Annotated in this window: 12 protein-coding genes; 2 read left to right on the top strand and 10 right to left on the bottom strand. The window is 68.3% G+C overall.

The window, feature by feature from the left end:
* Window positions 1-43: 43 nt before the first annotated feature.
* Window positions 44-910: an AraC family transcriptional regulator gene (locus tag DPV79_RS25310; protein WP_113046738.1), complete on the bottom strand. Its 867-nt coding sequence runs from the start codon at window positions 908-910 to the stop codon at window positions 44-46.
* Between the two features lie 244 nt (window positions 911-1,154).
* Here DPV79_RS25310 and DPV79_RS25305 point away from each other — a divergent pair, with 244 nt between their 5' ends.
* Together DPV79_RS25305 and DPV79_RS25300 are read left to right on the top strand one after the other, a co-directional pair.
* Window positions 1,155-1,613 (top strand): GNAT family N-acetyltransferase, encoded by a 459-nt coding sequence (locus tag DPV79_RS25305; protein ID WP_113046737.1) that lies wholly within the window; start codon window positions 1,155-1,157, stop codon window positions 1,611-1,613.
* A gap of 329 nt (window positions 1,614-1,942) precedes the next feature.
* Window positions 1,943-2,854 carry a LysR family transcriptional regulator gene (locus DPV79_RS25300; RefSeq protein ID WP_021156690.1) on the top strand — a complete coding sequence of 304 codons (912 nt, stop codon included), beginning with the start codon at window positions 1,943-1,945 and terminating at the stop codon, window positions 2,852-2,854.
* 129 nt (window positions 2,855-2,983) lie between these two features.
* On the opposite strand, the gene DPV79_RS25295 is transcribed toward DPV79_RS25300, so the two are convergent.
* The 9 genes from DPV79_RS25295 to DPV79_RS25255 form a co-directional block, all read right to left on the bottom strand.
* Entirely contained in the window at window positions 2,984-4,144 is a 1,161-nt protein-coding gene (locus DPV79_RS25295; protein WP_059687540.1) for a mandelate racemase/muconate lactonizing enzyme family protein, read from the bottom strand.
* A gap of 59 nt (window positions 4,145-4,203) precedes the next feature.
* Complete coding sequence (locus tag DPV79_RS25290) at window positions 4,204-5,394, bottom strand: benzoate/H(+) symporter BenE family transporter (RefSeq protein WP_059589341.1); 1,191 nt, start codon at window positions 5,392-5,394, stop codon at window positions 4,204-4,206.
* A 40-nt stretch (window positions 5,395-5,434) separates the two neighbouring features.
* Entirely contained in the window at window positions 5,435-7,066 is a 1,632-nt protein-coding gene (gene gshA / locus DPV79_RS25285; protein WP_165843564.1) for a glutamate--cysteine ligase, read from the bottom strand.
* A gap of 66 nt (window positions 7,067-7,132) precedes the next feature.
* Window positions 7,133-8,449 (bottom strand): LLM class flavin-dependent oxidoreductase, encoded by a 1,317-nt coding sequence (locus DPV79_RS25280; protein ID WP_021156686.1) that lies wholly within the window; start codon window positions 8,447-8,449, stop codon window positions 7,133-7,135.
* A 68-nt stretch (window positions 8,450-8,517) separates the two neighbouring features.
* Window positions 8,518-9,708 carry a cystathionine beta-lyase gene (gene metC / locus DPV79_RS25275; protein ID WP_021156685.1) on the bottom strand — a complete coding sequence of 397 codons (1,191 nt, stop codon included), beginning with the start codon at window positions 9,706-9,708 and terminating at the stop codon, window positions 8,518-8,520.
* A gap of 2 nt (window positions 9,709-9,710) precedes the next feature.
* Window positions 9,711-11,552, bottom strand: a complete 1,842-nt coding sequence (gene ilvD / locus DPV79_RS25270; RefSeq protein ID WP_021156684.1) for a dihydroxy-acid dehydratase — start codon at window positions 11,550-11,552, stop codon at window positions 9,711-9,713.
* Window positions 11,553-11,603: 51 nt separating this feature from the next.
* Window positions 11,604-12,674, bottom strand: coding sequence for a DUF6421 family protein (locus DPV79_RS25265; RefSeq protein WP_226144601.1), 1,071 nt, complete (start codon window positions 12,672-12,674; stop codon window positions 11,604-11,606).
* A 26-nt stretch (window positions 12,675-12,700) separates the two neighbouring features.
* Window positions 12,701-13,225, bottom strand: a complete 525-nt coding sequence (locus DPV79_RS25260) for a flavin reductase (RefSeq protein WP_048021615.1) — start codon at window positions 13,223-13,225, stop codon at window positions 12,701-12,703.
* Between the two features lie 37 nt (window positions 13,226-13,262).
* Window positions 13,263-14,567, bottom strand: a complete 1,305-nt coding sequence (locus DPV79_RS25255) for an MFS transporter (protein WP_060342616.1) — start codon at window positions 14,565-14,567, stop codon at window positions 13,263-13,265.
* Window positions 14,568-14,858: the final 291 nt, after the last annotated feature.

The following is a 14,858-nucleotide window of genomic DNA, read 5'->3' as shown; positions in this document are numbered from 1 at the left end:
TAAGCGTGCGCGCCGCGCCCCGCGTTTGCTGGAAAGACGTTTGCTACGCGGAATCGGACAGTTTCGCGTACGCGCTGGGCGTCATGCCGACAAACCGGCGAAACACGGTCGAGAAGGCGCTCGTGGTTTCGTAGCCGAGTTCGGCCGCGACGGCGATCACGGAGCGTCCCGAGGCCAGCAGCGGGCGCGCGGCCGAAATCCTGGCCTGCTGGCGCCACTGGCTGAACGACAGCCCGGTTTCGGCAGTGAACAGCCGGGCCAGTGTCCGGCTCGACGCACCGACTTCGTCGGCCCATTGCGTCAGCGTTCGCTGATCGGCCGGATTCGCGAGCATCGCGTCGCAGACGCGGGCAAGACGCCGGTCCTGGCCGGACGGCAGCCGCAACGGTTGCTCGGGAGACCACTCGATTTCGGCGAGCATGAGCTGGATGACGAGCGCGTCGCGTCCGTCGGGATCGACCTCGACCGGGAACGACGACGCACGCACGATCAACTCGCGCAGCAGCGGCGAAACGTTGACCAGGCCCGGCTGATCCGGGTACGCGGATCGACAGGCTCGCGGGTCGACGTAGGCGGTGCGCATTTCGAGTTGCCCGTGTGCGCGCATCGCGTGCGGCAGGTCGGGCGGAATCCAGAGAGCGCGATGCGGCGGGATCATCCACAGCGACTGGCAGGCGATGACTTCGGCAATGCCTGTCGTGGTGTAGACGAGTTGCGCGCGCGCGTGCCGATGCTCCGCGACGACGAAGCCGTCGGGAAATGCTTTCGGCATGACGGCCGCGATGGCGGGTGCATGCTGGTAGTCGCGCGGGTCGGTACTCTTCGTGACCGGTGGGACGCCGGCCCGCTTCGGATCCGCCGCCTCGCCGTGCCCGATCGCTTTGCCGTGGCCGCGCCTTTCGACCTTCATCGCTCGTCCTTTCATGTGTGCGGAATCGCCGGCGCGTGCGATCCGGCGAACCGGACGGATGATACGGGAATGTCGGAATGAAGCAGTAAATCGGCAACCCGATCTCACCGCCATACCGCAAACTCGACAAGCAGCGCCGGACCTCCGGTGTCGCCGGTTTCAGCAGCATGCCGCATGACCTTGGAAGTTCGATTCCGTGCTGCTATCGTTGTGCACGCAATTAATTTTCCGGAGCAGCCGATACATGCCCTTGATCTTGCGCCGAGCGATGGCGGCTGATGCCGCGGAGGTGGCTGACGTGTATCTGCGGTCGCGCAACACGCTCGCCTCCTACGCGCCGCTCGCGCACTCCGAAGCCGCCGTCCGTGACTGGATTGCCGACGTACTCGTACCGTCGGGCAACGTGACCGTTGCGATGAACGACGATCGCATGGTCGGCATGGCCGCACACGTCATCACCGACGGTACGGCATGGCTCGACCAGTTGTACGTGTGCCCCGAATTCAAACGACAAGGGATCGGTTCCGCCCTCCTGGAATCGGTGAAGTCGCAGACGGCTGGCAAGCTCCAGCTCTATACGTTCCAGATGAATCGCGATGCCGCCGCGTTTTATGAGCGGCATGGTTTCGTAGCCATTGCATATCGCGACGGAAGCTGGAACGAGGAAGGTTGTCCGGATGTGTTGTATTGCCTGACGCGGTAGCTTCCGTCCGCATGCTCCACGTCGCCGGTCTGTCGTCGGCGGGATCGAAGCGGGCTCGGAGCCGGAAAAGACGGGTTAATTCGTCGGCGAACGGCCGTGTTGTGGCGGCCATCTCGATCCGGTGTTGCCATCACGTGTCACAAAAGCCGTAGCGACATGCGATCCGTCAATTGCCTGCTGGCTTTCCAGGCGTTTGCGTCGCATGAAGTGGCGCGCTGGCCATCGGCTTATGCGCCTCGCACACACAAGAACGAACCGGCTCCCGATGCGCCACAGGCCGCTGGTCCAATATATGATTCATCACCATTCAGCCGCTTCAGGTCGAACGAATGCCCAACTTCCCCCCGGATCTTCGCCAGTGGTATTACTTCGCGGCCGTTGCCGAGGAGCGGCACTTCGGCCGTGCGGCTGCGCGCCTCTCGATGACCCAGCCGCCGCTGTCGCAGGCAATACGCTCGCTGGAACGCGAGCTCGGCGTCGAGCTCTTCGCACGCACGAAGCGTGCGGTCGCGCTCACGGCAGTCGGCGAGGCGTTGCTTCCGACGGTGCTGAAACTGCTTGCCGCGGCCGAGGAGCTTCCCGCGCTGGCAAAGAGCCTCGCCCTCGGCGAGACCGGAAGATTGTCGCTCGCGTTCGTCTCGATTGCCGATTACGGGCTGCTGCCCTCGCTGCTGCGCGAATTCGGCATGCGCTATCCGCTGGTGCGATTGCAACTGACCGAAGCGACGAGCGACGTGCAGATCGAAGAGCTGGTCGCGGGCCACATCGACGCGGGCCTGATTATTCCGCCGTTGCCGCCACGCTACGTGGCCGAGCTGTCGTATCTGCCGCTCCTGAGCGAGCCGCTCGTGCTCGCGATGCCGAGCGCCGCGTCGACGGCACCCGACGATGTGCCGATTCACCTGAAGGAAGTTGCAGACCTTCCGCTCGTGATTTTTCCGCGCCGTCTCGCCCCGAGGTTTTACGACGCGATCATGGAGTGCTACAGCGACGTCGGTGTCGTCCCGCACATCGGTCAGGAAGCAATCCAGATGCAGACGATCGTCAGCCTCGTGTCCGCCGGCATGGGCGTCGCGCTGGTGCCGCAATCGTTGCGCAATCTGCGGCGAACGGGTGTCGTCTACCGCCCGCTCGCACACGGCTCGTTCGTCGTCGAAACCGGCCTCGTCTGGCGCAAAGGCGATATCGGGCACGTCCTTGCCAGCTTCATCAATATCGTGCGGACACTGGCCTCGGCATGATGCCGGCCGCAGGCGGATCCGTTCCGGCATGTCCGGGCGGATCGGCAGGCCGCTTGCCGCGCGACGACGCGCGGGAAGCCGTCGACGCGCGGCCGGCGCGTCCTCGCTCGCGGACGCGCCGGCCGACGCTCACGCCTTGCCGTGCCCCTGCGATCCCGGGCCCGACGAGAATTCGCGGACACCGTCGCGATTGATGCCGAAGCCGAGGCCCGGCGTGTCGGGCAATGCCAGCGTCCCGTTCTGCTCGGCCGGCAGGCCGGTAAACAGGTTCCGGCAGATCTCGACCGCGACGACGTGCCACTCGACCGAGCCGCCGTTCGCGAGCCCGCCGTGCAGATGCATGTTGTGGAACGGGAACGTGCCGCCATTGTCGATCGGCACGCCGAACGCCTGCGCGAGCGCGGCCGCGCGCGCCGCGACGGAGAACCCGCCGCACACGCACACGTTCGGCTGCAGGATGTCGACGGCGTCGTTCACGAGGAAATCCCTGAACCGGAACAACTGCCCCTCGCTTTGCCCGGTGGCGACCGGAATGCCGCCGCGCTTTCTCAGGTCGGCGAGCTTCGCGGGGTCGTTCTCGGCGATCGGCTCCTCGAAGAAACCGATGTCGCAATCGGCCACGCGCTCGGCAAGCCGCAGCGCGTGATAGTGGTCGAGCCCGCAATTCGCGTCGATGTAAATCTCGGCGGCGGCACCCACCGCATCGCGCACCGCGCGCACGCGCGCGACGTCGTCCGCGACGACCTGGTCGAGCGAGCGCCCTTCGTCGCGGCGCGCCAGCGCGTGATAACCGACGATCATCTTGATGCGGCGATGTCCGGCGCCGACGAGCGCACGCGCGGCATGTATCAGCTCCGGGCGCTCGAGCGACGCGAAGCCGAACGTCGTATACAGCGGCACGACCGGGCGCGCGCCACCGAGCATTTTCCACACCGGCAGCCCGGCGATCTTGCCGATCGCATCCCAGACCGCAATGTCGATCGCGGAAATCACGTGCCCCGCATAGCCGGTCTGCCCGCGCGGGCATAACAGCCAGTACAGCTTGTCGAGAATCCGCTCGCGCTCGACGACGTTCATCCCGACCAGGTTGGGTGCGGCGACGTGATCGATCGCCGCGGCCACGACCGCCTCGTCGGTGATCGCCGTGAAGCCGTGGCCGACCACGCCCTGCGACGTCTCGATTTCGACGATGACGCCCGACAGCTTGCCGGACAACCGCACGCCGGCGATCTCCGCGTCGCCGCGCGCGAACACCGGCGTCGCGGTCACTTTCACGATGTTGTGCTGCATCTCTTCTCCGTTTTTTTGAGGGAATGGCAGAACTGCGGGGGCCGCGTCGTCGCGCGGCATCACCGGCCCTTCTCGCGACGCAGCACGAACGTCAGCCCGATGCCGGTCAGCAGGCCCCAGAACGCGCCGCCGATGCCGAGAAACGCATGGCCCGCCATCGTCACGAGGAAGGTCAGGATCGCGGCCTCGCGCGCGTCCTTGTCGGTGAATGCGTTGAGCAGCGCGCCGCCGAGGGCGTTCATCAGTGCGAGGCCGGCAACCGCTTCGATGATGATCGGCGGCGCGACCGCGATGAACAGCGTCGCGGCGCTCGCCGCGAACCCGTACACGATGTACGCGGCACCGCAGACGATGCCGGCCCAGTAGCGCCGTGATTCGTCGGGGCCGGCCTCCTCGCCGGCGCACAGTGCGGCGGTGATCGCGGCCAGCCCGATCGGCGGCGCGCCGAAAGGCGCCGCGAGCAGGCTGCACAGCCCCGTGGCCGTGAACAGCCGCGATGCCTCGGGCCGGTAGCCGTTGACGTTGAGCACCGCGACGCCCGGGATGTTCTGCGACGCCATCGTCACGATGAAGAGCGGCACCGCGACGCTCACCATCGTCGATGCCGAGAACACGGGCCCGACGAGCGCGAGGTGCGGCAACATCCCGGTCGCGCCGACGCCACCCGTCTTCGCGATGAACGCGATCACGATCAGCGTCGCGACCGCGGCGCAAGGCACCGCGAGAATCTTGCGAACCCGCATCATCACGACCCACACGAGCAGGACCGGCGCGACGTACAGCGGATACTGCTCGAGTGCATGCACCGGGGCGACGCAGAGGTTCAGGATGATCCCCGCGAGCATCGCGTTGGCGATCGGCAGCGGAATCCTCGAGATCGCGCGGCCGAGCGGCTTCCACAGCCCGGCCAGCGTGAGCAGCACGCCGGTCAGCACGAGCGCGCCGACCGCGGCCGGATAGCCGCCCTTCACGGCGCCCAGGCCGAGCAGCAGCGCGGCGCCGGGCGTCGACCACGCAGCGCTGACGGGCATCCGGGTCCGGTAGCTGAGCACGATGCCCGCCAGCCCCATCACGATCGAGACGGCCATCAGGCCGGACGCGGCCTGCGCGCGCGTTGCACCGACGTTCATGAGCGCATTCACGATCAGCGTGAACGTCGATGCAAAACCGACGAACGACGCCAGTGCGCCCGCGCCGGCCGCCCGCGCCGAGAACCCGCGATCGGTCTTCATTTCCGCGATACTGCTCATCTGTCCTCCGTGAGATGGATTCGATACGGCGGCGACCGTATCAGTGCGCACCATGTGTCGGCTCGCCGCACTCCTGGTTCAGCGTTCCCGCGTGATACGCGGCGAGAAACGCGTCGAAGTTGCCGATCTGCGTGCGCTCCAGGTCGGCCTGCCGGCTCAGCGATTCGGCCGCGATCGCGTCGAAACGCGCCTGCACGTCGGCCGGCAGCGGACGCGCGCGGAACGCCCCGGTATGCGCGAGCGTCTGCCGCATCCCGAACGCGAAGCACGCGCCGCCCGGATCGTCGCGCAGCGTGTGCAGTGCATCGAGCACACGCGCCGACGGCGTCGCCCGCGGATCGTCGAGCTTCGCGTATTGCGCGTCGAGCGCGGCGGTCGTGCGCGTGTCGCCGCGCTGCAGGTCCAGCACGCCGGCCGCCTCATTGATTCGCGCGAGCAGTTCGTGCGCCCACACGCGCAGCGCGACGCGCTCGCCGCCGCGCTGCAACTCGAGCCCCGGGCGCCGACCGTCCCGCGCGACCGCCGCGAAGTTGCGCCGGCACGCGTCCTGCTCGGCACCGGCGAGGCACGGACTGTCGTCGAGCGCGCAGAACAGCAGGAACGCGTCGACAAAGCGCAGCGTCGTCTCGGCAACACCGTGCGGCGCGAACGGATCGATGTCGAGACAACGCACCTCGACGTATTCGACGCCGCGGCTGCGCAGCGCGTCGAGCGGCCGCTCGCCGCTGCGTACCGTGCGCTTCGGGCGGATCGACGAATAGAACTCGTTCTCCATCTGCAGCAAGTGCGTGCTGAGCTGCAGCCATTCTCCGTCGCGCTTCGCGCCGATCGCCTGGTACTCGGGGCACGGCTGCGCGACGGCTCGCGCGAGGCCGTCCAGGTACGCAGGCAGGTTGTCGAGGCACGGCGCGAACGCGCCCTGCACCCGGTTCTGGTAGCCGAGGTCGCTCATCCGCAAGCTCGTCGCGTGCGGCAGGTACAGCGTCTGCGCATCGAATGCGTCGAGCCCGTGCCGGTCGCCGGCGACGAAACCCGCGCACAGCGCCGGCGACGCGCCGAACAGATACAGCAGCAGCCAGCCGTAGCGATGGAAATTGCGGATCAGGGCGAGATAGCCTGCCGAGCGCATGTCGCGCACGTCGCGGCCGGCCGGCTCGCATCCGTCGCGCACGTCGCGCAGCAGCGGCCACACGGCATCGGCGAGCGAATAGTTGTAGTGGATCCCGGCGATGCACTGCATCGCCTTGCCGTAGCGGAACGCCAGCCCGCGCCGGTACACGTGCTTCAGGATGCCGATGTTCGACGTGCCGTACCACGCGATCGGAATGCGCCGGTCGTCGTCGAGCGGGCACGGCATCGACTGACTCCACAGCAGCTCGTCGCCGATCGCGCGGCACGCGAAGCGGTGCAGCTCGTCGAGCCGCTCGATCACGTCGGCCGCGTCGTGCTGCGGCGGCGTGACGAACTCGAGCAGCGGCTCCGCGTAGTCGGTCGTGATCGACGGGTGCGTGAGCGCCGCGCCGAGCGCGTGCGGGTGTTGCGTCAGCGCGAGCCGGCCGGCGGCATCGACGCGCAGCGTCTCGCGCTCGACGCCGCATAACCCGTCGCCGAGCAGCGGCAGGTGTGCGGCGTCGCTCAGCACGCCGAGCCGGCGGCGGTACGGCGTCGTCATCCATGTGGATCGGGGTGAATCGTGGGTCATTGCGGTCTCCCGGAACGAAATCTGGCGACGCGCCGCTCAGTCGAGCGGGCTCTTCGGCCGCGGCAGGCCGATGTGTTCGCGCAGCGTCGTGCCTTCGTAGCGGGTGCGAAACAGCCCGCGCCGCTGCAGTTCCGGCACCACCATCGTCACGAAGTCGTCGTAGCCGTCAGGCACCGTATAGAACACGACGATGAAGCCGTCGCACGCCTCCGTCATCAGCCACTCCTCCATCTGGTCGGCGATCTCGGACGCGGTGCCGACCATCTCGCCGGTGCCGGATTCGGCCGCCCGCTTCGCCAGCTCGCGCACCGTCAATCCCTCGCGGCGCGCGAGCGCCGCCCATTCGCGCTGGTTGCCCTGCCCCTGTTCCGTGTGCGGCAGCTCGGGCAACGGCTTGTCGGGATCGAACTTCGAGCAGTCGACGCCGAGCCGGATCGACAGGTTCGGGATGTTGCTGTCCACGTGGACGAGATCGTCCATGTAGCGCTTCTTCGCCAGCGCCTCCGCGCGCGTGCGGCCGACATACACCTGGTTGGCGGGCAGGATCTTCACGTGATCGGGGTTGCGCCCGGCCGCGACCGCGCGCGACTTCACGTCGCGGTAGAACGCACGGCCCGTCTCGATGCTGCGCGCGTTGCCGAACACCAGGTCGGCCGAACGCGCGGCCATGTCGCGCGCTTCCTCCGACGCACCGGCGAGCGCGATCACCGGCCAGCCCTGCACGGGCCGCGCGATGTTCAGCGGCCCCTTGACCGAGAAGAACTTGCCCTTGTGGTTGAGCGGCCGGATCTTGTCGAGATCGGAGAACACCCCCGCTTCCTTGTCCATCACGAGCGCGTGATCGGACCAGCCGTCCCACAGCCCCGTCACGACGTCGAAGAACTCCTCGGCGCGCTCGTAGCGTTCGGCGTGGCGCAGCGCGGTCTCGAGACCGAAGTTGAGCGCGGCCTCCGGGTTCACCGTCGTGACGATGTTCCAGCCCGCGCGGCCGCCGCTCAGGTGGTCGAGCGACGCGAAGCGGCGCGCAAGCAGGTACGGATCCTCGTAGCTCGTCGTGCCGGTCGCGATCAGGCCGATGCGGTCGGTGCATGCGGCGATCGCCGACAGCATCACGAGCGGGTCGTACGACGTGATCGTGCCGCTGCGCTTGAGCGCATTCGGCGGCATCGGCATCACCGCGAGGTGGTCAGCGGTGAAGACCGCGTCGAAGCACGCGTGCTCGAGCTTCTGCGCGAGCGACCGGATCACCGGCCAGTTGAAGTTCGCGAGCGTCGGCGCGCTCGGGTGCCGCCACCACGCCGTGTGCAGGCAGATGGGGCGCATGAATCCACCCAGGCAGAGTTGCTTCGTCATACGGGATTCCTCGTCATTGGAATGCGGCGCGAAACGTGCGGGCCGCGCGCGTCCTGCTCGTGTCGACGTCAGCGCGCGGCGTTGAAGCGGGCGAAGCCGGTCTCGAGGTCGCCGATCAGGTCGTCGGCGTTTTCGAGCCCGATGTGAAAGCGCACGCACGGGCCGCCCGGGTCCCAGTGCGACGCGGTGCGGTACGCACTGCAGTCGAACGGCATCGCGAGGCTTTCATAGCCGCCCCATGAATAGCCGAGCCCGAAATACGCGAGCCCCTCGAGCAGCGCGGCGACGGCCTGCGCGGGCGCCGGGCGCAGCACGACGGAGAACAGCCCCGTCGCGCCGCCGAAGTCGCGCACCCACAGCGCATGGCCGGGATCGTCCTCGAGCGCCGGATGGCACACGCGCCGTACTTCCGGACGCGCGGCGAGCCAGCGTGCGACACGCAGCGCGTTCGCCTGGTGCTGGCGAAGCCGCACGCCGAGCGTCCGGATGCCGCGCAGCGTGAGAAACGCGTCGTCGGAGCCGACGCACTGCCCCGTGTCGCGCTGATACTGTTCGAGCGCCGGCAGCGCGCGCGCGGACGCCGACACCATGCCGATCATCACGTCCGCATGACCGGCCAGGTACTTGGTGCCGGCCTGGATCACGAGATCGGCGCCGTGCGCGAACGCGTCGAAGAACAGCGGCGTCGCCCACGTGTTGTCGAACAGCACCACGAGCCCGCGGTCGCGCGCGAGCGCGGCGAACGCCGGCACGTCGCACAGCTCCATGCTCTGCGACGCGGGCGCTTCGAGATACAGCGCGCGCGTGTTCGGCCGGATCAGCGCGGCGAGCGCGTCAACCGACGCGAGCGGATCGAAGTAGGTCGTCTCGATGCCCGCGCGCCGCAGCACGCCGTCGCACAGCTGGCGCGCGGGCTTGTACACCGCATCCGTCATCAGCAGATGGTCGCCGGCCGACAGGCACGACGACAGCGCGGTCGTGATCGCGGCAAGCCCCGACGGGCACAGCACGACACCCGCGCCGTGATCGAGCGCGCGCACCGCGTCCTGCAGCGCGGCCGTGGTCGGCGTGCCGCGCCGGCCGTACACGTACGGCTGCGTGTAGCCGAGCAGGTCGGCCACGCTCGGCGCGAGCACCGTCGAGCCGCGATACACCGGCGGGTTGACGAAGCCGTGATGTGCGGCCGGCGCGCGGCCGCCCGTGACGAGCACGGTGTCGACCTGCGCATCGGCCGCCGGATGGTTCGGGGCGGGCCGCACGGTCAGCCCTTCACGATCCGCACGGCGCCGCGCGCCGCGCTCGTCGTCATCGCCGCGTATGCGCGCAGCGCGCCCGACACGCGGCGCTGCCGCTTCTCGGGCTGCCACGCACGCGCGCCGCGCTCCTCCATCGCCGCGCGGCGCCGCCGCAGTTCGTCGTCGGACACGAGGACGTTGATCGAGCGGTTCGGGATGTCGATCTCGATCGCGTCGCCGTTCTCGAGCAGCCCGATCTCGCCGCCCTCCGCCGCCTCGGGCGATACGTGCCCGATCGACAGCCCCGACGAGCCGCCGGAGAAGCGACCGTCGGTGATCAGCGCGCACTGCTTCGCGAGCCCCTTCGATTTCAGGTAGCTGGTCGGATAGAGCATCTCCTGCATGCCCGGGCCGCCCCGCGGCCCCTCGTAGCGGACGATCACGATGTCGCCCGGGCCGACCGCACCGCCGAGGATGCCTTCGACCGCCTCCTCCTGCCCTTCGAACACGCGCGCGGTGCCGGTGAATTTCAGCATCCCGCCGTCGACGCCCGCGGTCTTCACGATGCAGCCGTCGCGCGCGATGTTGCCGAACAGCACCGCGAGCCCGCCGTCGCGCGAGAACGCGTGTTCGGCATCGCGGATGCAGCCGTTCGCGCGGTCGAGATCGAGTTCGTCATAGCGGTTGTCCTGGCTGAACGCGACGTGCGTGCGCACGCCGCCAGGCGCCGCGCGATAGAAGCGCGACACCGAATCGACGCGGTTGCGCATCACGTCCCACCGCGCGAGCACGTGCGCGACGCTCGGCGCATGGACGGTCGGCAGCGTCGTGTTCAGCAGCCCCGCGCGATCGAGTTCACCCATGATCCCGATCACGCCGCCGGCCCGGTGCACGTCCTCCATGTGGACGTCCTGCACCGACGGCGCGACCTTGCACAGCACCGGCACGCGGCGCGACAGCCGGTCGATGTCGGCCATCGTGAAGTGCACCTCGCCTTCGTGCGCGGCGGCGAGCAGGTGCAGTACCGTATTGGTCGAGCCGCCCATCGCGATGTCGAGCGTCATCGCATTCTCGAACGCATCGCGCGTCGCGATCGAGCGCGGCAGCACGCTCGCGTCGTCCTGCTCGTAGTAGCGGCGCGCGAGATCGACGATCGTGCGCCCGGCCTCGATGAACAGGCGCTTGCGCTCGGCATGCGTCGCCAGCACCGAGCCGTTGCCGGGCAGCGCGAGCCCGAGCGCCTCGGCGAGGCAGTTCATCGAGTTCGCGGTAAACATCCCGGAACACGAGCCGCAGGTCGGGCACGCGACGTTCTCGACCGCGCGCACCTCGTCGTCCGTCACCTGGGAGTCGGCCGCCACCACCATTGCGTCGATCAGGTCGAACGCGCGGCGCTTGCCGCGGAACGTCAGCTTGCCGGATTCCATCGGGCCGCCGGACACGAAGACCACCGGGATGTTCAGGCGCATCGCGGCCATCAGCATCCCCGGCGTGATCTTGTCGCAGTTCGAGATGCAGACCATCGCGTCCGCGCAGTGCGCGTTGACCATGTACTCGACGCTGTCGGCGATCAGCTCGCGCGACGGCAGGCTGTACAGCATGCCGTCGTGGCCCATCGCGATGCCGTCGTCGATCGCGATCGTGTTGAACTCCTTCGCGACCGCGCCGGCCGCTTCGATCTCGCGCGCGACCAGCTGGCCGAGATCCTTCAGGTGCACGTGACCGGGCACGAACTGCGTGAACGAATTGACGACCGCGATAATCGGCTTGTCGAAATCGGCGTCGGTCATCCCGGTGGCGCGCCACAGGCTGCGCGCGCCCGCCATGTTGCGGCCGTGCGTGGAAGTGCGTGAACGATAGGTGGGCATCGTGATCCTCGGTTGATTCGTTGCGAAATGGGGGCGGGCGGCGGGCTTCCGTCAATGCGGCCTGCCGGCCGCGCCCCAGTTGTTGTCGTTCTTCGCGAGCGTCGGCAGCACGAACGACAGGATCTTTCTCCGGTCGAGATCGGACGACACGCTGAGCTTGTATTCGAGCGCCGTCAGCTTGATCACGATGGACCTGAGCGCCTGGGTCAGGCGTTCGTAGCCCCCTTCGAAATAGAGTGAACCGCCACGCTGCGCGATCACGCCGTGACGGGACAGGTAATGAAACAGCGCGACCGACGAGCGCGCGTCGTAGTTGTCGAGCGGCGGCGCCTGCAGCGGGTAGCGGATCAGGCGCTCGGCCAGGATGTACTGGATCGAGGCGCGCAGCACGCGGTCGTCCGAGCGCAGCCGGAACAGCGCGAGGATCGACAGGATGTCGACCCGCAACTCCTCCGCGCCTGCACCGTTGCGCGTGCTCTTCGCATCGAGGTACTCCGGGATCGGCAGGAAGCCCGTGCGATGGTGGTACTCGTGCAGGTGGACCCAGATCGCGCTCGCCTGCGTCAGCAGCTCGTCGTCCGCCGCGAGCAGATCCGGGAACGCGGTGGGCGACCAGTTCGCCTCGATTGCCGGGCGCGTATGGCGCTTGAAGCGCTCGACGAACTTGTCGATGAAGTAGTACGCCTTGTGATAGGCGCGCAGGTCGGCGTCGATGAAGTTCTCGCCGAATACCGCGACCGCGAGCGGATTGAGAAAGCCGTCCGTGCACATGCGGATCTGCACCGGCAACGCGTTGCCGTCCGGCGCGATCGCGAGCACGCTCGGCGGAATCGGCACGGGCGCGATCGCGGCCGCCTCGAGGAACGCGTCGGCGTTGTAGGGCACGTCGAAGAACCCGAGGATGAAGCTCGGGTCCACCGAGTACGTGAGATCGAGCAGGCGCCCCGATGCGAGGCAGCGGTTCTCGAGCGCCACGAGCAGCGCACGCACATGCGGGTTGTCGGCGTAGTCGCCGAGATGCGTGCGTGCGCACTGCGCGATGCGCGCGACGTCGGTGCGAAAACCGCCGGCGAGGATCTCGCCGCGGCAGCGGTTGGTGGCTAGTACGATTTCGCGTTTCATGTCGGTCATCCTGTCGGCACGCGTCGTCACACGACGCGGAACTCCCGCTGCAGATAGACGAGCGTGTCGTCGTCGGGCGCCGCACAGTGCAGCGCCACCACTTCGCCGACCAGCAGCTCATGCGTCGCCGCGCTCATCGACGCGACGAGCCGGCAGTCGAGCGCGATGCGCGCGCTCGCCAGCACCGGCGCGCGCGTCGCGAGCTCGCCCCATTCGCCCACCGTAAAGCGCGCATCGCGCGCATGCGCGGTCCGGCCCGCGAACACGTCGGCGAGAAACCGGTCGGCGGCGCCGAGCGTGTTCACGCAGAACACCTCGTTCGCGATCAGCCGCTGCGCCGATACGCTGCCGCGATTGACGGACACGAGCACCGTCGGCGGCGCATCGGACACCGACAGCACGGCGGTCGCCGTCATGCCGCAGCGCCCGGCAGGTCCGTCGCTCGTGAGTACGTGAACGGCCGACGCCACGCGGCACATCGCGTCGCGAAAGCGCTGCGGCGAGGCGCCCATCGACTGGTCGGGGAACAGTGCGGGTTCGTTGTGGATCATGTCCTGTCTCCGTGCATGGGGGAAAAGCCGCGCATCGCTACCGGTTCACCAGCGCCTTCGGCAGCGACAGCGCGAGCAGTCCGCCCAGCGCCATGCAGCCGGCCATCATGTAGAGGCCCGCGTCGTTCGATGCGGTCAGTTGCTTGAGCAGCCCCATCAGGTAAGGGCCGAGGAAGCCTGCGAGATTGCCGACCGAATTGATCATCGCGATCCCGGCGGCGGCCGCGGTGCCGCCGAGGAACGCGGTCGGGAGGCTCCAGAACAGCGGGATCGCGGTGAGGATGCCCATCGTCGCGAGCGTCAGCGCCGCGATCGCAAGCCCCGTCTGATGCGCCCAGCCGACCGCGAGCACGAGCCCCACCGTGCCCATCGCACCGGGCACCGCGAGGTGCCAGCGGCGTTCGCGAAGGCGATCCGAGCTGCGTGCGATCGCGATCATCGCGACCACCGCAAGCGCATACGGCACCGTCGACAGCAGCCCGATCGTCAGCGGATCGGCCACGCCCGTCGCATGGATGAGCGTCGGCAGCCAGAAGCCGACGCCGTACAGGCCGATCACGAACGAGAAGTAGATCGCGCACATCAGCCACACGCGCGGATTCGCGAGCACCGCCCCGAGCGACAGGTGGGACTTGACCGCGTCCTCGGCATTCACGTTGCGTTCGAGCAGCGCGCGCTCCTCGTCGTTCAGCCACTTCGCCTGCGCGATCCGGTCGTCGAGCAGCGCGTAGACGAGCAAACCCGCGACGATCGACGGCAGCCCTTCGAGCAGATACAGCCACTGCCAGCCGTGCCACCCGTTGATGCCGTCGAACGCTTTCAGGATGTAGCCGGAAATCGGGCCGCCGACGACGCCCGACAGCGCGACGGCCGTCATGAACACCGTCGTGATCCGCCCCCGCCGATGGGCCGGATACCAGTAGGTCAGGTACAGGATCACGCCCGGGAAGAAGCCGGCCTCGGCGGCGCCGAGCAGGAACCGCATCGCGTAGAACGCCGTCGGCGTCGTGACGAACATCGTCAGCGCGGACACCGCGCCCCACGTCACCATGATTCGCGCGATCCAGACGCGTGCGCCGATGCGGTGGAGGATCAGGTTGCTCGGCACCTCGAAGATGAAATAGCCGAAGAAGAAGATGCCGGCGCCGAGCCCGTAGGCCGCGTCGGACAGCCCGAGATCGCCGGCCATCTGCAGCTTCGCGAAGCCCACGTTCACGCGGTCGAGATACGACACCAGGTAACAGAACAGCAGCAACGGCATCAGCCGCCACGCGACCTTGCGATAGGCGGCGTCTTCCGACACCCCCGCTGCGGGCAATACGGTCGATACGAGCGTCTCCATGATTTTTTTCCTTGTTTGCGATCGATTGTCATTCGTTGCGCACGGCGTCTTGCACGCGTCGCCCGACGGCGGCACCCGCGCTCCAGCGCACGAGGCGGCGAGCCGTCCTCCTCCGGTCGGCGCGTTCTCGCATGCGGGGTGCCGCGTGCCGCACACCTGTGTGCGGCACGCCGGGCGGGTGTCGATCCGGCTCGCGGGCGCGGATCAGGTGCGCATCGGCCTCGCGAGGTCGGTTCGTGGCGTTGCTGCGGATCCGGGGGCTCGTTGTACGTCGTTGTGCCCGGGCGCTGC

Origin of the sequence: Burkholderia reimsis (genome assembly GCF_003294055.1) — a bacterium.
Lineage (GTDB): Bacteria > Pseudomonadota > Gammaproteobacteria > Burkholderiales > Burkholderiaceae > Burkholderia > Burkholderia cepacia.
Note: the sequence above shows the minus strand (reverse complement) of the source record. Positions and strands in the feature narration are given on the sequence as shown.